The organism is Nocardia gamkensis NBRC 108242 (assembly GCF_001612985.1).
Taxonomy (GTDB): domain Bacteria; phylum Actinomycetota; class Actinomycetes; order Mycobacteriales; family Mycobacteriaceae; genus Nocardia; species Nocardia gamkensis.
Genome location: NZ_BDBM01000058.1, coordinates 1 through 17538 on the forward strand (window position 1 = coordinate 1; position 17538 = coordinate 17538).

Below are 17538 nucleotides of genomic sequence, written 5' to 3' on the forward strand. Positions count from 1 at the left end.
CGCGACCGCGGTCCTGCGGCCGATGATCGCGGCGCCGTCGGCGGTGGTTCGCTCCGGGTCCGCGCCGGCGATCACCGGCCTGGCCAATTCCGCCGCGAGGACCTCGGCCACCTCCGCCGGGCGCGCCGCCCCGCCGACCACCAGGACTCGATCGACATCGGCCATGGTGACGTCCGCGACCCGCAAACAGCGGTAGACCACTTCGAGAGACTCCCGGACGTGCCGGGCGCGCAGTTCTCCGGCGATCGTGTCGGCGACCGACTCGGAGACCGAGGACGAGGACAGGCCGGGTCCGGCGTGCTCGGCGATCAAGGCCCCGAACGCGCGTCCGCCGAATTCGGTCGAACGCAACGGAACGCCGACGATCGGATTGCGCGGACATCCCGCGCCCACCCGGACCAAGGTGACGTCGAGTCCGGCGCCGCCCAGGTCGTAGACCAGCGTGAGACCCGGCATCAGCGGACCGCGATCGGCTTCCAGCCAGGCAGCCGCCGCGACGGGTTCGGCGACCAGGGCGACCCGCGTGAGTTCGAGGCCGTCGAGCGCCGCCCGCAACGCGTCCACCTGCTCGTCGGCGTAGCGGGCGGGATAGGTCACCGCGATACCGAGGCCGGATCCACATTCCGGATGGTCCCGCACCGCCTCGTCGATCAGGCACTTGGCCACCGTGGCGACCAGGTCCGCCGGTGCGAGCGCACGGTTGCCCACCCGCGCCCACGTGCTGGAACGCTGCGTGAGATCGGCGAATTCGGTGACCGCGCGCCCGTGCCGGGGAATCATGCCGACTCTGGCCACGCCCGTGCTGTCGAAGGTCAGCGTGGTCCGGCGCGTGATGGGCTGCGCCCGCTGCTTTTTGCGTCGCCCCGGCGGAGCCTTGGCCGAACCTTCCTCCGCGAGAACAGAAACCGTGTTCACCGTACCGATGCTCAACCCGAGACCAACCGCCATCGCAATCCACCCGATCGCCGTGCCGATTTGCTTCGAACGTCGTTTAGGCAACCACCCCGCGATCTTCGTGCCAAGTCCGGACATCCGATTGTCCGCAAGCCGCCTGTGCTCGACCGGGCCGTTTCCGCGTTCGCCGACGCCCTCACCTGGCCGACCAGCGCTACACATTCCGTCCAGTCGGATTTCCTTGCGACACGCCGGGATAGGTCGTGCCCGGCGGAAGTTTGCCGGTTTCCGGTTCCCGCCCCGACCTTCCCCGGCGACACCTCTCCACATGGGGAGACTCCCCTTGACGAGTCCACACAGCGCGGTGCGGGCGATTAGCCGATGGAGTGGACATCGGAACCGCCGCCAGCCGTGGACACCACCATCGCGTGCTGAGCCCGACACACGCTCACCCCGCGACGACCGGCGTCGGGCCGCCCTCGACACCCGGGCGGGCCCACCGTGCCGCGCCCCGCGCGAAGAGAGCCGTCACCAATTGTCAGCGACTGCAGCAACTTCTCAGCACAGGTGACCGAAACCTCAGTGGGTGGGGAGTTCCGGAATCCGAGTGGCGCGAACGTAGACCGTCTCGCCGTCCGAGAGCCGCAGCGCTTCGGCGTCGCCGCGGGTGACCTGAGCGGAGAACAGGTCGCCGGTCGCGGCGTTGCGCAGCTCCACACGTACTTCGAACCCGAGATGGACCACACGCTCGACCGTCGCCCTGGTGACACCCGCCGAGTCCGCGGTGCCCTCGTGCTCGGCGAGCGCCATGCTGGGATCACGGCCGACGCGAATGTCGTGTGGCCGCACCAGATGTCCGTTGAGCCGGGCCACCGCGCCGAGGAACGACATGACGAACTCGTTGGCGGGCCGGTCGTACACGTCCTCCGGAGTGCCGATCTGCTCGATGCGGCCCTTGTTCATCACCGCGATCCGGTCGGCGACGTCGAGCGCCTCCTCCTGGTCGTGGGTGACCAGCACGGTGGTCACATGGACCTCCTCGTGCAGCCGGCGCAGCCAGGTCCGCAGGTCGGCACGGACTTTGGCGTCCAGCGCGCCGAACGGTTCGTCCAGCAGCAGCACCTGCGGATCGACGGCGAGCGCGCGGGCCAGCGCCATGCGCTGCCGCTGCCCGCCCGACAGCTGGGCCGGGTAGCGGTGCTGGAAGCCGTCCAATCCCACGATGCCGAGCAATTCGTCGACCCGCTTGCTGATCTCGTGCTTCGGGCGCTTGCGGATCTTCAGGCCGAACGCCACGTTGTCGCGCACCGTCATGTGCTTGAACGCCGCGTAGTGCTGGAAGACGAAACCGATGTCGCGCTTCTGCGGCGCCACCCGGGTGACGTCGCGTCCGGCGATGCTGACCACACCGGAGTCCAGCGATTCCAGTCCGGCGATCGAGCGCAGCAGCGTCGATTTGCCCGAGCCCGAAGGGCCGAGCAAGGCGGTGAGCTCGCCGGAGGGAATGTCGATGGTGACGTTGTCGAGGGCCGCGAACGTGCCGTAGTTCTTGTTCGCGTTGGTCACGGTGATCACTTGGTGCCCCGCTTACGTTCGAGGATGGTCATCAGCAGAAGGGTGACGAGGGCGATGCCCATCAGCAAAGTCGCGGCGGAGTAAGCGCCGAAGGTGTTGTGGTCGTTGATGTACCGGCCGTGCACGAGCAGCGTCAGCGTCTGCGACTTGCCCGGCAGCGCGGAGGACACCATGATCACGGCGCCGAACTCACCGAGCGCGCGGGCCACGGTGAGCACCACGCCGTAGGTAAGGCCCCACCGGATCGCGGGAAGTGTGATCCGCCAGAACGTCTGCCATTTCGACGCGCCCAGGGTGGCCGCGGCCTGCTCCTGGTCGTCGCCGATCTCGTGCAGCACCGGCTCTACCTCGCGCACCACGAACGGCAGCGTCACGAAGATGGTGGCGATCACCATGCCCGGCAGGTTGAAGATGACCTTGAAGCCCAGTTCTTCCAGGCCGCCGAACCACCCGCCCGCGCCCCACAGCAGGATCAGCGAGACGCCGACCACCACGGGCGAGACCGCGAACGGCAGGTCCACGATGCCCTGGACCAGGTTGCGGCCCGGGAACTTTCCCCGGACCAGCGCGAGCGCCGTCACGATGCCGAAGATCACGTTCACCGGGACGGTGATCGCGACGATCAGGATGGACAGCTGGAACGCCGAGATCGCCGCGGGCGTGCTGATCGAGTCGGCGAACGCGCCGATCCCGCGCTCGAATGTGCGCCACAAGATGATGACCAGCGGCAGCACCAGCAGCACCAATAGGTAGCCGAGCGCCACCGTCCGCAACGAGATGCGGGTCAACGGATGCAGATTCATCGGGCCGCCTGCTCCTTGCGCGCGCTGCGTTCGGCGAGCAGCCGCAGCACGAGCAGCGTCGCGAACGAGATGGCCAGCAGCGCGACCGACACGGCCGCCGCGTTCACCGGCCGATCGATCTCGATCTGCTTCTGGATGTACTGGGAGGCCATCTCGGTCTTGCGCGGGATGGCGCCGCCGATCAGCACCACCGAGCCGTATTCACCGATCGCGCGGGCGAAGGCCAGGCCGCCACCGCTGATGATCGCGGGCGTCAGGGCGGGCAGCACGATACTGCGGAACGTGGTCCAGTTGTTCGCGCCCAGGGAGAGCGCGGCCTGCTCGACCTCGCGGTCGGCCTCGATCAGCACCGGCTGCACCGAACGCACCACGAACGGCAGCGTCACGAACGCCAGCGCGACCACCAGGCCCGGCTGGGTGGCGTTCAGGTGGATGTCGATCGGACTCTGCGGACCGTACAGCGAGAGCAGCACGATGCTGGCCACGATCGTCGGCAGCGCGAACGGCAGGTCGATCAGCGCGTTGACGACACTTTTGCCGGGGAACTCGTCCCGGACCAGCACCCAGGCGATCAGCGTGCCCATCACCACATTGATCACCGCCACCACCACCGAGACCAGCACGGTGATGCGCAGCGAATCCAGCGCGGCAGGCGCGGTGACGGCGTCGTAGAAGCCGGACCACCCGTCCTCGAAGCTCGTCACGGTGAGCGCCGCCAGCGGCAGCAGCACAATGATGCTCAGCCACAGCACCGCGGTGGCGATGCCGAGCGGGCCCACCGAGCCGGTCACGCGCAGCCACGACCAGTGCCTGCCGCGGGCCGGGCGCGCGGGGTCGGAGACGCCGGGACCGGTCTGCGCGGTCCCGGCGTTACTGCTCTCTGTCACAGTCGTCCAGTATCCGGTGTAACGGGGGTCACCTGGTCACTTGGTCGCGTTGTCGTAGATCACGGCGACCGAACCGGTGTTCGGAGTGAACAGCTCCTTGTCCACGGTCTTCCAGCCGCCGAGGTCGGCGATCGTCCACAGCTTCTGCGGGGTCGGGAAGTCCGTGGCGTAGTCGGCGGCGATCTTCGGGTCGACCGGACGGAAACCGGCGGCGGCCCAGGCCTGCTGGCCCTCGGCGGTGAACAGGAAGTCGCGGAAGGCGACGGCCTTCTGCTGGTTCTTGCTGTTCTTCAGCACCGCGACCGGGTTCTCGATCTTGAACGTGACCGGCGGGACGATGTGCTCGATCGGGTCGCCGTTGCGCTCGGCGAAGATCGCCTCGTTCTCGTAGCTCAGCAGCACGTCACCGGTGCCCTGCAGGAAGGTCTCGGTCGCCTCGCGGCCGGACTTGGGCTGCACCTTCACGTGGTCCTTGGAGACCAGCTTGCTCAGGTAGTCCAGGCCCGCCTGCGGGTTCTTGCCGCCGTCACTCTTGGCCGCGTACGGCGCGAGCAGGTTCCACTTGGCCGAACCGGAGCTGAACGGGTTCGGGGTGACCACCTCGATACCCGGCTTCAGCAGATCGTCCCAGTCCTTGATGCCCTTCGGGTTGCCCTTGCGCACGACGATCGTGACCACCGAACCGAACGGGATGCCCTTGGTGGCGTCGGCGTTCCAGCTCGCGTCCACCAGGCCCGCGTCGACCAGACGGGTGACGTCCGGTTCGACCGAGAAGTTGACGACGTCGGCCTCGGCCCCGTCCTTCACCTTGCGGGACTGGTCGCCGGAGGCACCGTAGGACTGCTGGATCTGGACGCCCTTGCCCTGCTCGGTCTTGTTGAACTCGGGGATCACCTTGTCGAAGCCGGGCTTCGGCACGGCGTAGGCATAGAGGTTCAGCGTGCCGCCGCTGCCGTCCGCGCGGTCTCCTCCGGTCGTGTCGCTGGCTCCGCCGCCGCACGCGGTTAGCGCGACCGCCGCGAGTGCGGCGAGGGCAACGGCGCTGTAGCGTCGACGCGGCGAAAGCCAAGATTTGCGAGCCATCGAAGTGGACCTTTCCTGCGGACCGCCAGTTGTCCGGTAATACATCGGTGGCGGCGACCATCTGTTTGATTCAGCAGACCTGCCGATCGGGCGATACGGCAGCGGCGCGACTAGCGGCCACAACGGGCCGTTGGGGAAGGGCAGGCACATCTGCGCAAAGCGCGCCGGTCTACTGGGAAACGAGACGCGGACGTGCCCGGTTGCCGATCAGCGACAGTAGATGTCCGCGACCGCGAGATCACCGACAGCAATCAACGCCAATTCATGGCGGACCTGCGGCACGGCGCTCGAAGACACGGGCGAACTTTATCAGAGCCGACGACGGAGTTCGAATCGAAGAGTCCCAGCAAGAGGGCGGTTTCATCCCATGACCAACCGTCCCCGATCGTGTACGCACCCGGTTCCACGGCATCAGTACCCGCAGGTGGAGCGCCCTGCCGACCGCATCGCGCCGGTTACCTCGGGGTCACCGGGCAGGGTTGGACGTGGTGCTGCGCACACTGCCGGGATTGCGAGCCGACCTTCAGCGGGCGATCAACCAGGCGACGACGATGAGCACCAGCAGGGCGACGAGGGCGAGCTGAACCCGCGACCGAGGCATCAGCGCGCCCCGCTCTGCACCGGGGTGCGCTGCTCGGGCGCCTGCTCGGGTTCGAGCATCACCGGCGCGCCGGCCGGGGCCGGCCGCACCGGCGAAGGGTGGGCGCTGTACCGGCGATCCAGGATGCGCAGGACGGCGCGCAGCACGCGATCGAGCCCGTAGGCGATGGCGAAGCTGATCGGGACCATGCCGACGAGGACCACGAGGAACTGCGGAATGAACGGCAGCCCCGCGACCCACAGCTCGAAGCCGTCCCACCAACCTGCGATGCGATGCACGGCTCCAGCCTAGTCGGTTCGCCTGCCGGCTCCACGAGTCCGTCGGCCACGGCGGAGCGGCCGGGAATCCGCGCGGTGGACGCAGGATGCCCATCGGCCCGAAGATTGGGGTATGGCGTCCTCCGATGACCTCACCCTCAACGACTCCGACGGCTTGCCGACGAGCTTGGCCGAGCCGACGGGCGCGACCTACCCGCACCGCCACGGCGCCTACCCGCCGATCGACGACTACGCCTTCCTGTCCGACTGCGAGACCAGTTGCCTGGTCGCCAGCAACGGCGCGGTGGAATGGATGTGTGTGCCGCGGCCGGATTCGCCGAGCATCTTCGGGGCGATGCTGGACCGCAGCGCGGGTCACTTCCGGGTCGGTCCGTACGGCGTCAACGTGCCCGCCGCCCGCCGCTACCTGCCCGGCGGGATGATCCTGGAGACCACCTGGCAGACCGGCACCGGCTGGCTGGTAGTGCGCGACGCGCTGGTGCTCGGGCGCTGGCACAACAACGATCAGCGCAGCAAGACCCATCGGCGCACCCCGATGGACTGGGATGCCGAGCATCAGCTGCTGCGCACGGTGAAGTGCGTGAACGGCACCGTGGAACTCGAGATGAGTTGCGAGCCCGCGTTCGACTACCACCGGGCCACCGCCCGCTGGGAGTACACCGGCAAGGTGTACGAGGAGGCGACCGCGGTGCGCAGCGACGATCCGAGCGCCGGGCCCACGCTGGTGCTCACCACCGATCTACGCCTCGGACTCGAGGGCAGGGAGGCACGCGCCCGCACCAGGATGAAGGAGGGCGACGAGGTGTTCGTCGCGCTCACCTGGTCGGAGCTGCCCGCGCCGCGCACCTTCGAGGAGGCCGCCAACAAGATGTGGCAGACCACCGAGTGCTGGCGCCAGTGGATCACCCTCGGCAAGTTCCCCGATCACCCGTGGCGCAACTACCTGCAGCGCAGCGCGCTCACCCTCAAGGGCCTCACCTATGCCCCGACCGGCGCCCTGATGGCGGCACCGACCACATCCCTGCCGGAAACGCCTGGCGGAGAACGCAATTGGGATTACCGCTACACCTGGGTGCGGGATTCCAGTTTCGCGCTGTGGGGTCTGTACACCCTCGGTCTGGACCGGGAGGCCGACGACTTCTTCGCGTTCCTCAACGACGCGACCACCGGCGAGAACGGCGAGCCGGTCCCCCTCCAGGTGCTCTACGGCATCGGCGGCGAACGACAGCTCGACGAGATCATCCTCGATCACCTCGGCGGCTACGACCAGTCGCGGCCGGTGCGCATCGGCAACAACGCCTACCGGCAGGATCAGCACGACATCTGGGGCACCATGCTCGACGCGGTGTACCTGCACGTGAAGTCGCGCCAGCAGGTGCCGGAGACCTTGTGGCCGCTGCTGGTCCGGCAGGTGCACGCCGCCATCGAGAACTGGAAGGAGCCCGACCGGGGCATCTGGGAGGTGCGCGGCGAGCCGCAGCACTTCACCTCGTCCAAGGTGATGTGCTGGGTGGCGCTGGATCGCGGCGCGAAACTCGCCGAGCTGCACGGCCAGTACGAGCACGCCGAGGAGTGGTACGCGATCGCGGAGGAGATCAAGGCCGACGTCCTGGCCAACGGCGTCAACTCCGAAGGCGTGTTCACCCAGGTCTACGGCGGTGACACCCTGGACGCCTCGCTGCTGCTCGTGGTGCTCACCCGCTTCCTGCCGCCCGAGGACGACCGCGTGCGCGCCACCGTGCTGGCCATCGCCGACCGGCTCACCGAGAACGGCTTGGTGCTGCGGTACCGGACCGAGACCACCGACGACGGTTTGAGCGGCACCGAAGGAGCGTTCACCATCTGCTCCTTCTGGCTGGTCTCCGCGCTGGTCGAGATCGGGGAGATCCAGCGGGCCCGGCACCTGTGCGAGCGACTGCTCGGCTTCGCCAGCCCGCTGCGGTTGTACGCCGAGGAGATCGATCCGCGCAGCGGCCGTCACCTCGGCAACTTCCCGCAAGCCTTCACCCACCTGGCGCTGATCAACGCCGTCACCCACGTGATCCGCGCCGAGGATTCCCGGCACGCGGGCCGGTTCCAGCCCGCGCACACGCCCCAGGGGCATCCGGTCTGATATCGGGAGGCCTCGATACGACACCACAAGGCCACCCGGTCCCACCCGGCCGGGAACGGCCTACACGGAGACGAGTCCGTCGGCCTCCTCGCGCAGCGCGCGCAGTTTGCCCAGCCGCGCCTCGAGGTCGGCGATCCGTTCCGGCCTGCGGTCGCCGTACTTGCCGTAGTTCTCCTCGGCCGACCGCAGCGCGTCGTCCGCGGCGCGCGAGACCTCGGTCGCGATGTCGGTGAAGTGGTCGCGCAACACCCGCTGCATGGCGCGCAAGCGATTGCGCGACTCCTTGCCGACCTGGAAGATCACGTCGTCCATCAGGCGGGCGACCGCGACCTTCGCCTCGGCGCGGCGACGCAGCTTGCGGTTCTTGCGGTCGTCCCACAGGGCGTTGACGCCCAGCAGCACGCCCGCGCCGGCCGAGTACCAGTTCACCAGCGACATGCCCAGCAGGCTGGTGGCCAGACCGACCATCAGGATGCCGCCGTAGGAGCCGCGCAATCCGGTCAGGAACTGCTGGGTGACACCGGCTTTCGCGCTCTCCAGCGGCTCCAGCGGCTGCACCGCCTCGAGCACTTCCCCCGGGTTGGCCAAGCGCAGGTCCGGTAGCGGAGGGGTCCGGTTGTCGGCCGGGAACTTGGCGGCCACCTGCTCGCACAGCTCCATCGAGCGGTAATGCGCCACGGCGAAGTTCTCCTCGACCGCCTCGCAGATGCGCGCGTCCAGATCGGCGCCGAATTCCTTCCACCGGCGCGCCGGATCGGTCCGGGTGATCTCGGTCTCGGCGTCGCGGATCAGGCTGCGCAGCCGGTGGCGCAGGTCGTGCTCGATGTCGGCCATCAGCTCTGTCGCGCCGTCGACGAGCGCGACCTGCCAGTTCGCGGTGCGCTGGCGCAACTGGTCGGCCTCGTCGCGGGCGCGGGCCAGCTGATCGGTGATCTCGGACCGTCGCCGCGGGTCGCGCAGCGCCTCGGCCTCGGTGCGCAGCGTCAGCGCGAGGTGGTCGCAGACCAGGCGGATGTCCTGGACCGCCGCTTCCAACGCCACCGCGTCCGCGCGGGCCACCACGTAATCGCGTAGGTGATCGATCAGCTGCGGCACCCCGGATTCGATGTCGCGCTGGTAGTCACCGGTCAGCCCGGCCTGCCGGTGCAGCTCGGCGGAGACCGGCGCCACCGCGAAGCCGAGTCCCGCGGAATCCAGCAGTTCGCGGTTGCGCTGCTGGGTGCGCGACCAGTGCGGGAACACGTCGATCTTGTTCAGCACGCAGATCACGGTCGGGCAGATCTGCTGGATGCGCTCCAGTTCGGCGATCTGCTCCATGGTCAGCTCGGTACCGGCGTCGCCGACGTAGAGCACGGCGTCGGCCGCGGCGATCATCGACCAGGTGGTGCGGTTGTCGCCCAGCGCACCCGGTGCGTCCATGACGACGACACCGTCGGCGAGCAACGGGCTCGGCTGGGTGAACTCGGCGCGGACGACGCCCTGGGTGGCCAGCGCCGGACCGGGGTCCAGCGGGTCGACCGACTGGCGTTCGGTGCGGCCGTACTCGGTCTGCCGCACCAGCGTCGCGGTCGGCTCCGGCCCGTATTCGACGATCACCGGGACGCTCAGATCGCTGTTCGTCGCACTGACCGAGGCGCCGACCAGACTGTTGACCAGCGTGCTCATGCCGTTCTTCGGATGACCGACGACCACGAGCCGTACCCGGGGATCGCTCACCCTGGCGTGGACCATGCCCAATCGGCTGCCGAGGTCGTCGCGTCCCGCGGATCGGGCCGTCTCCCGCAGCTCGTCGAGTATTCGGATGAGCGGGGCCATCGCGTCCGGATGTTTCACGGTCGCAGCCTTCAGCCCGGCAGCGGCAGACAACCCTCCTCCTTACTCTCGGTGACTTTCGTTCTGGTACCCCCTGCGGTCCCTCCGCAGTCCTCGGATCCGCTCGCGGCCCGGCTACATCAATGAGATGTCCGACACATCCGACGCGTAGTGATGCGTTTCCGCCATGGCCGATTCCGGCAGCAAGGCGCTCGAGAGGCCGCCGCCCGAGGCCAGTGTCAGCGCGGAGTGATCGTAGGTGTGCTCGGCGACCGGGAAACCGGAATCCGGGTGGTCCACCGTCAGCGGCGCCGAGATGCCGTGCGGCTTCGGGTCGATCACCTGGGGCTTGATCGGCGCCTGGGTGGGCGCGGGAGCGTTGAAGGTCGGCGCCGGAGTGTACGGCTCGACGGTCGGAGCGTGCGCGGGGGCGCTATAGGTCGGCTGGTCCGGCGCGGTGTAGGTGGGCTGGTCCGGGGCCGTATAAGTCGGCTGCGCCGGCCTGCTGACGGTCGGTACGTCGTCGGTCGGCAGGTGGTTGGTCGGCGGGGTGTCGTGCGAGGTGCCGCCGGTGCTGGGGCGGCCGGTTGCACCGCCCGGTGTCGTCACGTCGTCGTCCGGAGTGGTCGGGGCATGCGGCGCCGGGGTCTGGGTGACCGTCGCGCCCGGGGTCTTGGTGGCCGGCCCGTCCGGCGCGGTGGTGATGCCGCCGTGCGGCGCGGTGGTCGCGCCGGGGAGCTTCGTGACGTCGATATCCGGCGTCTTCGGCGCGGACGGGGCGGTGACATCGCCTGGAACGCTGGGCGTCGGCGTGGTCTTCACGATCGTCGTCGGTAGTGTCACGGTCGACGCGGGCGGCTGGGTCGGATGAGTCGAATGGGACGGATGCGGGTCGGTCACCGGGGCGGGCTTCACCGCGGGCGTCGGCCGCACGGCGTCGAACAGCGCGGGGACGGCCGCCGCCGGAGCGGTCAGCACGGAAGGCCCTTCCGGCGCGGCGAACACATTCGCGATCGGGGTCGAGGCGACATCGGGCTGGATCGTGGTCTGCAGCGGAGTGGCCGCGACGACCGGAGCGGCGGCGACCGCGGCGGGCGCGGGCGCCGGGGCGACGGCAGGAGCCACCGACGCGGCAGGCGCGACCGTAGCGGCGGGAGCGACCGGCGCCGAGGCCGCGAGCGGCTGCGCGACGCCCGACGACTGCGCCGTGCCCGCCGAGGAGGACTGCGTGACGCCGGAGGCCGCCGACGACTGCGTCGCGGACGAGCCCGGTGACGTGAGCCCACCGAGCAGCCCGGGATGGCCGGGCCCATTCGGTTCGGTGACCGGGTGATCGATGCCGTCCGGCACGTGGATGCCGTCGGCCAGCCAGTCGGTGTACTCGTCGAGCTGATCGCCGACGTGACCGACCGCCATATCGACCTTCATCTCGGAGGTGAAGTAGATCCCGTTCGGGCCGAGCCCGAAGTCGACCTGCCACTGCGTGCCGACGAACGCCCCCAGATCGCTGCCCGCGCCGACGCCGTCGAACGGATCGGCCGGCGTCGGCGCCGCGCCGACGCCGCTGTTTCCGGGCAGGTCGAAGACGGTGGAGCCGGGCGCGACGAAGCCGTTCGAGCCGGGCAGGCCGAACCCGTGCCCGGCTTGGCCGAGTCCGTGGCCGGGCAGGCCGAACCCATGGCCGCCGGGTGCGTCGACATCGTTCGCTGCCTCGGACCGGACGCCGGGCAACGAGAAGCCGTGGGATGTGTTGCCCTCGGTCCCCGGAATGGTCGATCCGGATCCGGAACCGCCGTCCGTGCCAGGGATGCCGCCGAGCCCGGGGACACCGCCTCCGGAGTGCCCGGGCAGTTGCATCCCGTGTGCGCCGGACTCGCCGCCGGGCAGCGTCGGCAGCGGCATTCCGGCGTCGGTACCGCTGTAGTCGCCGAGCGAGGGCAGCGATCCCGCGGGGCTTGCGCCGGTGCCGGGCAATGTGAACCCGGGGGCCGGGTTGACCGGCCCTGCCGGATTTCCATGGGCGACCGGGCTGTTGGAGCCGTGCGAGGAGAACGGAGCGGGCTCGACGACCGGGTCCGGGAAGGTGATCACCGGGCTCGGCTGATCGGGATCGGGATCGGTGCTGTGTGCCCAGCCGGTGTGCCAGCTGTCGAGGCGGGATTCGCCCGGTTGCGCGGGGACGCCGCCGCCGTTGGCGGCCACCAAGGCGCCGCCGGTGACATAGGCGCCCGCTCGCGCGACCCGTGCGACGCCGGTGGCCACCCGGTAGGCGGTGTCGCCTGCGCGGTCGGCGCCTTCGGTGTCGTCGTCGAAGGGCAGATCACGCGTCATAGAAGCTCCACTCTCGATTGTCCAGCATCCTCACCGCGCCGGTCCGACCGAGTGAAGATCACCCCAACAGTATTTCGGGAATACTCGCCTGTCACATTCTCCAGGACTGGAGAGAATGCCACTGTGGTGAGCAACACCACCTTGCCATCCGAATTACCGGATCGGAAGCCCCATTTCCGATGGCCTTTCCGAACCGCGCGCAGTCTCCGATACGCACTCTCACCAGGGCCGATCGCATCGTTGCCTACGCGGCGGCGGACGCGCCGGAAAAAACTAATGGAACTCTAAGAGTTGCCGAAGGAGTGCTGAAGATCCGCTCCGTACCGTCGAATTCGATGAATCAGCCGTTCGGCAACCCGAACCCGCCATCTCAGACTGTGGGATTAGATTGACACCATGGCCGGACAACGAATCTTGGTCGTGGACGACGAGGTTCGCGTCCTCGCGTCGCTGCGGCGGGGACTGGAGCTCTCCGATTTCGAGGTCGTCACCGCGGCCGACGGCGCCGAGGCGCTGAGTATGGTCCGCGCCACCACGCCCGACGCGATGGTTTTGGACGTCAACATGCCCGAACTCGACGGTGTCGGCGTGGTCACCGCGCTGCGGGCGATGGGCAACGACATCCCGATCTGCGTGCTCAGCGCGCGCACCGCGGTCAGCGACCGGATCGCCTGCCTGGAGCGCGGCGCCGACGACTACCTCACCAAGCCGTTCGATCTGGGCGAGCTCGTCGCCCGGTTGAACGCGCTGCTGCGGCGCAGGCAGAAACCGGCGCCGCGGCCGGAGGGGGTGCGCACGGTCGGGCGGGTACGGATCGACCCGGCCGGGCACCGAGTGCTGGCCGGGGGCAAGCCGGTGGAGCTCACCAAGCGGGAATTCGAGGTGCTCGCTCTGCTCGCCGAGCACATCGGCGTCGTGCTCGGCCGCGAGCAGATCCTGTCCGCCGTGTGGGGATACGACTTCCCCACCGACACCAACGTCGTCGACGTGTTCGTCTCCTATCTGCGGCGCAAGCTGGAGGCGGACGGCGTGCCCCGGGTGCTGCACACCGTGCGCGGCGTCGGCTTCGTCCTCCGGGAGGAACCATGAGTGGGTCACCGTCGCTGCGCACCCGGGTAGCCGTCGTGTCGGGGGTGGTCGCGGCGCTGGTCACGCTCACCTTGACGATCACCTTCGCCACCCTGCTCGGCGCCACCGGCGAACGTCAGCTGGACCAGACCGTCTCGTCGATGGCGGTGCGGATCGCCGCGCCCCTCGAAGCGGCTCCCGCACCGCCGTCCGCGGCCACGCTGTCCCCCGAGCAGGCGCCGGCGGACGCGCGGCGGCCGGGCGTGCCCGCCGACGCCGCGATCACCCGGGTCGACGGGTTGCCCGGCGTGCTGGTCGCGCTCGATCCCGATCGCGACGTCGTGGAGGCGGCCATTCATCGCAGCCAGCGCATCGGGCTCGGCATCGGGGTGGCGGGCGCGTTGCTGGCCGCCCTGCTCGGCTGGTTCCTTGCCGGATTCGCCGCACGCCCGCTGCGCCGTCTGGCCGACGCCACCCACCGCATCGACACCTTGGAGGAACTGCCGCCGCTGTCCGGCCGCGGCGCACGGGAAGCCGAGGAACTCTCCGACGCGATCACCCGCATGCTCGCCCGGCTGGAAGCCGCCCACCGCGCCACCCAGCGAGCGCTGACCGGCGCACGCGACTTCGCCGCCGTCTGCGCGCACGAGTTGCGCACGCCGCTCACGGCTTTGCGCACCGACCTGCAGGTCCTGGCCACCATGGAGATTCCGGACCAGCAGCGCGGCGCGATCATGTCCGAGGTGCTCCTCGCCGAACAGCACATCGAGAACACGCTGACCGACCTGGAACGCCTCGCGGTCGGCGAACTCACCGGACCGGACGTCTTCGAACCGTTCGACCTCTGCGATGTGCTGGACCGGGCGGTGCACGACGCGCGGCGCAGGCACCCGGGGGTGCGGGTAGAGCTCACCGAATGCGCTCCGGTCACGGTGACCGGTTCGCCCGGCGGCGTCGGGCTCATCGTCACGAATGCCGTCGCGAACGCCGTGCAACACGGCCGGGCCGAAACCGTCACCGTCAGCGTCCGATCCGGCCCGGAGGACATCGTGGAGATCCGCGTCGACGACGACGGCCGCGGCATCCCCGAGGCGCTGCGCGCCGACGCCTTCGACCGCTTCGTCAAAGGCCCCGGCTCACCCGGCTCCGGACTCGGCCTGGCCCTGGTCCGTCAGCAAGCCGAATTGCATTCCGGCACTGCCGAACTCGGCGAAAGCCCGCTGGGCGGAGCGCGCCTGCGCGTCCGGCTGCGCGCGGCGGGTTAGCCGCCTACTTCTTGTCCTTCGGCTTGTCCGAAGCGGCGTCGGAGGACAGCGCGGCCACGAAGGCTTCCTGCGGGACCTCGACGCGGCCGATCGTCTTCATCCGCTTCTTGCCCTCCTTCTGCTTCTCCAGCAGCTTGCGCTTACGACTGATGTCACCGCCGTAGCACTTGGCCAGCACGTCCTTGCGGATGGCGCGGATGTTCTCGCGGGCGATGATCTTCGACCCGATCGCGGCCTGGATCGGCACCTCGAACTGCTGGCGGGGGATCAGCTCGCGCAACTTGGTGGTCATCTTGTGGCCGTAGGCCTGCGCCGCGTCGCGGTGCACGATCGCGCTGAACGCGTCCACCGCCTCGCCCTGCAACAGGATGTCCACCTTCACCAGCTGCGACTCCTGCTCGCCCGACTCCTCGTAGTCGAGGCTCGCGTAGCCGCGGGTGCGCGACTTCAACGAGTCGAAGAAGTCGAAGATGATCTCCGCCATCGGCATCGTGTAGCGCAGCTCGACGCGCGTCTCGGAGAGGTAGTCCATGCCGCCGAGCTCGCCGCGGCGGGACTGGCACAGCTCCATGATCGAACCGATGAACTCGCTCGGCGAGATGATGGTGCACTTCACGACCGGCTCGTACACCGTCTTGACCTTGCCCTCCGGCCAGTACGAGGGGTTGGTGACCACGTGCTCGGCGCCGTCCTCCATCTCCACCCGGTACACCACGTTCGGCGCGGTCGAGATGAGGTCCAGATCGAACTCGCGCTGCAGGCGCTCGCGCGTGATCTCCATGTGCAGCAGGCCGAGGAAGCCGCAGCGGAAACCGAAGCCCAGCGCCACCGACGTCTCCGGCGTGTAGGTCAGTGCGGCGTCGTTGAGCTGCAGTTTCTCCAGCGCGTCGCGGAGGTCCGGGTAGTCGGAGCCGTCCACCGGGTAGAGGCCGGAGTACACCATCGGGCGCGGCTCGCGATACCCGGTGAGCGGTTCGCTCGCGCCACCGCGCGCGCCGGTCACCGTGTCGCCGACCTTGGACTGACGCACGTCCTTCACGCCCGTGATCAGATAGCCGACCTCGCCGACGCCGAGACCCTGGGTCGGCTTCGGCTCGGGCGAGACGATGCCGATCTCCAGCAGCTCGTGGGTGGCGCCGGTGGACATCATCTTGATCTTCTCGCGCGGGGTCAGCTTGCCGTCCACCACGCGGACGTAGGTGACCACGCCGCGGTAGGTGTCGTAGACCGAGTCGAAGATCATCGCGCGGGCGGGCGCGTCGGCTTCGCCGACCGGCGGCGGGACCTGCGCGATCACCTGGTCGAGCAGATCGGTCACGCCCTCGCCGGTCTTGCCGGAGACGCGCAACACGTCCGACGGGTCGCAGCCGACGATGTGCGCCAGCTCGGCGGCGTAGCGGTCCGGGTCCGCGGCGGGCAGGTCGATCTTGTTCAGCACCGGGATGACCGTCAGGTCCTTGTCCAGCGCCAGGTACAGGTTGGCCAGCGTCTGCGCCTCGATCCCCTGCGCGGCGTCGACCAGCAGGATCGCGCCCTCACACGCCTCCAGGGCGCGCGACACCTCGTAGGTGAAGTCCACGTGGCCCGGTGTGTCGATGAGGTGCAGCACGAAATCGGTGCCCGCGTGCTCTCCGGTCCGGGGCTTCCAGGGCAGCCGCACGTTCTGGGCCTTGATGGTGATGCCGCGTTCGCGCTCGATATCCATCCGGTCCAGGTACTGCGCACGCATCTGCCGCTCCTCGACCACACCGGTCAGTTGCAGCATCCGGTCGGCCAGCGTCGACTTGCCGTGGTCGATGTGCGCGATGATGCAGAAGTTCCGGATCCGGGCGGGATCGGTGAACGTCGTGTCGGCGAAGCTGGCGGGCACTCCACTCCTCATGGGTATCGGCAAACTGCCGTCCATCGTCCCATGCTGCTGTGTTGGTTTTTGCAGCGCCTGCGGCGCTGCGTGTTCACGGCCCCGGGAAGAATGTGATCGAGCGGCGGGCTCTGCGTCGACCGGCCCGCATGGGAAGAGGCCACCGCCCTCGCCACCGCCGGGCGTTCCGTACTGTTCTCGGCAGCGATCCGCACTCGGCCTCGGCGCAATACTCCTCTTCCCCCGGACGGACGGCGGGCAGGAATTTGTCGACTCGGCCCCGGATCGGCGCCTGTGTCGGACTCCACGCGTGCTCGGTGACGAATGGCCCTGGCGACACAACGGGTCCCACGCGGGTGAGAAGCGGCGGGTGCGCCGTTATTCTCCAGGGATGGCCCGAAGTTGGAACACCCTCGGCAAGCAGATCGGTCTGATCGCCAAACAACAGGGTCCCAGGATCGTCAAGCAGCAGAGGCCCGGGTTGGTCGACCGGCTGGTGGGGTCTCTGGCCCAGCGGCGCGCGACCGGCGTCGCGGTGCGGCCCGCCGCCTCGCGGCCGGTTCCGACCGCGGAGCGGGCCCGGCAGATCGTCTACTCGCCGCAACTGGACGGACGTGCCGATCCCGGCGAGATCGTGTGGACCTGGGTGCCGTTCGAAGAGGATCCCGGCAACGGCAAGGACCGGCCCGTGCTGGTGGTCGGCCGCGACCGTCGCACGCTGCTCGGCCTCATGCTGTCGTCGAATCCGGAACGCGCCTACGACCGCAATTGGATCGGCATCGGCAGCGGGGCGTGGGACCACGACGGCCGCCCCAGTTGGGTGCGGCTCGACCGGGTGCTCGACGTGCCGGAGGCGGGCATCCGCCGGGAGGGCGCCATCTTGCCGCGCAAGACCTTCGACCTGGTCGCCCACCGGCTCTGCGCCGAATACGCCTGGCACTGAGCGCGAGCGACGCCTGCTTCGGCC

The 17538-nt window shown here is 69.2% G+C and carries 14 protein-coding genes; 4 read left to right on the plus strand and 10 right to left on the minus strand.

Annotation, left to right across the window (positions count from 1 at the left end):
• From NG1_RS30270 to NG1_RS30295, 7 genes are all read right to left on the minus strand, one after another.
• On the minus strand, positions 1 to 915 hold a 915-nt coding region (locus tag NG1_RS30270), incomplete at its 3' end, for an Hsp70 family protein (RefSeq protein WP_245660126.1).
• 558 nt (positions 916 to 1473) lie between these two features.
• On the minus strand, positions 1474 to 2469 hold the full coding sequence (locus tag NG1_RS30275; protein ID WP_040865543.1) for a sulfate/molybdate ABC transporter ATP-binding protein: 996 nt from the start codon (positions 2467 to 2469) through the stop codon (positions 1474 to 1476).
• Positions 2466 to 3272, minus strand: a complete 807-nt coding sequence (cysW, locus tag NG1_RS30280; protein ID WP_062976531.1) for a sulfate ABC transporter permease subunit CysW — start codon at positions 3270 to 3272, stop codon at positions 2466 to 2468. Before cysW ends, NG1_RS30275 begins: the two co-directional genes overlap by 4 nt.
• Positions 3269 to 4069 carry a sulfate ABC transporter permease subunit CysT gene (gene cysT / locus NG1_RS30285; RefSeq protein WP_174315480.1) on the minus strand — a complete coding sequence of 267 codons (801 nt, stop codon included), beginning with the start codon at positions 4067 to 4069 and terminating at the stop codon, positions 3269 to 3271. Before cysT ends, cysW begins: the two co-directional genes overlap by 4 nt.
• A 126-nt stretch (positions 4070 to 4195) precedes the next feature.
• Positions 4196 to 5242, minus strand: coding sequence for a sulfate ABC transporter substrate-binding protein (locus NG1_RS30290; RefSeq protein WP_062976534.1), 1047 nt, complete (start codon positions 5240 to 5242; stop codon positions 4196 to 4198).
• Between the two features lie 207 nt (positions 5243 to 5449).
• A complete protein-coding gene (locus tag NG1_RS39145) occupies positions 5450 to 5539 on the minus strand; it encodes an Ms4533A family Cys-rich leader peptide (protein ID WP_312038717.1) in 90 nt (29 codons plus the stop codon).
• Positions 5540 to 5842: 303 nt separating this feature from the next.
• Positions 5843 to 6121, minus strand: coding sequence for a hypothetical protein (locus tag NG1_RS30295; RefSeq protein WP_062976535.1), 279 nt, complete (start codon positions 6119 to 6121; stop codon positions 5843 to 5845).
• Between the two features lie 112 nt (positions 6122 to 6233).
• Here NG1_RS30295 and NG1_RS30300 point away from each other — a divergent pair, with 112 nt between their 5' ends.
• Complete coding sequence (locus NG1_RS30300) at positions 6234 to 8234, plus strand: glycoside hydrolase family 15 protein (RefSeq protein WP_084499308.1); 2001 nt, start codon at positions 6234 to 6236, stop codon at positions 8232 to 8234.
• Between the two features lie 60 nt (positions 8235 to 8294).
• On the opposite strand, the gene NG1_RS30305 is transcribed toward NG1_RS30300, so the two are convergent.
• Together NG1_RS30305 and NG1_RS30310 are read right to left on the minus strand one after the other, a co-directional pair.
• Positions 8295 to 10100, minus strand: a complete 1806-nt coding sequence (locus tag NG1_RS30305) for a dynamin family protein (RefSeq protein WP_062976537.1) — start codon at positions 10098 to 10100, stop codon at positions 8295 to 8297.
• Between the two features lie 81 nt (positions 10101 to 10181).
• Complete coding sequence (locus tag NG1_RS30310; RefSeq protein WP_062976539.1) at positions 10182 to 12377, minus strand: hypothetical protein; 2196 nt, start codon at positions 12375 to 12377, stop codon at positions 10182 to 10184.
• A gap of 396 nt (positions 12378 to 12773) precedes the next feature.
• Here NG1_RS30310 and NG1_RS30315 point away from each other — a divergent pair, with 396 nt between their 5' ends.
• Positions 12774 to 13466, plus strand: a complete 693-nt coding sequence (locus tag NG1_RS30315; RefSeq protein WP_062976541.1) for a response regulator transcription factor — start codon at positions 12774 to 12776, stop codon at positions 13464 to 13466.
• A complete protein-coding gene (locus NG1_RS30320) occupies positions 13463 to 14710 on the plus strand; it encodes a sensor histidine kinase (RefSeq protein ID WP_062976543.1) in 1248 nt (415 codons plus the stop codon). Before NG1_RS30315 ends, NG1_RS30320 begins: the two co-directional genes overlap by 4 nt.
• 4 nt (positions 14711 to 14714) lie before the next feature.
• Here the strand turns inward: NG1_RS30320 and lepA are convergent, their stop codons facing one another.
• A complete protein-coding gene (lepA, locus tag NG1_RS30325) occupies positions 14715 to 16616 on the minus strand; it encodes a translation elongation factor 4 (protein ID WP_281218358.1) in 1902 nt (633 codons plus the stop codon).
• A 346-nt stretch (positions 16617 to 16962) separates the two neighbouring features.
• Between lepA and NG1_RS30330 the strand changes: the two genes are divergently transcribed.
• Entirely contained in the window at positions 16963 to 17514 is a 552-nt protein-coding gene (locus tag NG1_RS30330; protein WP_062976547.1) for a type II toxin-antitoxin system PemK/MazF family toxin, read from the plus strand.
• Positions 17515 to 17538 lie beyond the last annotated feature (24 nt).

Excerpts from the sequence above, each read along its gene's own strand:
- cysW (WP_062976531.1), bottom strand. The coding sequence starts at position 3,272 with ATGAATCTGCATCCGTTGACCCGCATCTCGTTGCGGACGGTGGCGCTC.
- NG1_RS30290 (WP_062976534.1), bottom strand. The coding sequence starts at position 5,242 with ATGGCTCGCAAATCTTGGCTTTCGCCGCGTCGACGCTACAGCGCCGTT.
- NG1_RS30300 (WP_084499308.1), top strand. The coding sequence starts at position 6,234 with ATGGCGTCCTCCGATGACCTCACCCTCAACGACTCCGACGGCTTGCCG.
- NG1_RS30310 (WP_062976539.1), bottom strand. The coding sequence starts at position 12,377 with ATGACGCGTGATCTGCCCTTCGACGACGACACCGAAGGCGCCGACCGC.
- NG1_RS30315 (WP_062976541.1), top strand. The coding sequence starts at position 12,774 with ATGGCCGGACAACGAATCTTGGTCGTGGACGACGAGGTTCGCGTCCTC.
- NG1_RS30320 (WP_062976543.1), top strand. The coding sequence starts at position 13,463 with ATGAGTGGGTCACCGTCGCTGCGCACCCGGGTAGCCGTCGTGTCGGGG.
- lepA (WP_281218358.1), bottom strand. The coding sequence starts at position 16,616 with ATGGACGGCAGTTTGCCGATACCCATGAGGAGTGGAGTGCCCGCCAGC.
- NG1_RS30330 (WP_062976547.1), top strand. The coding sequence starts at position 16,963 with ATGGCCCGAAGTTGGAACACCCTCGGCAAGCAGATCGGTCTGATCGCC.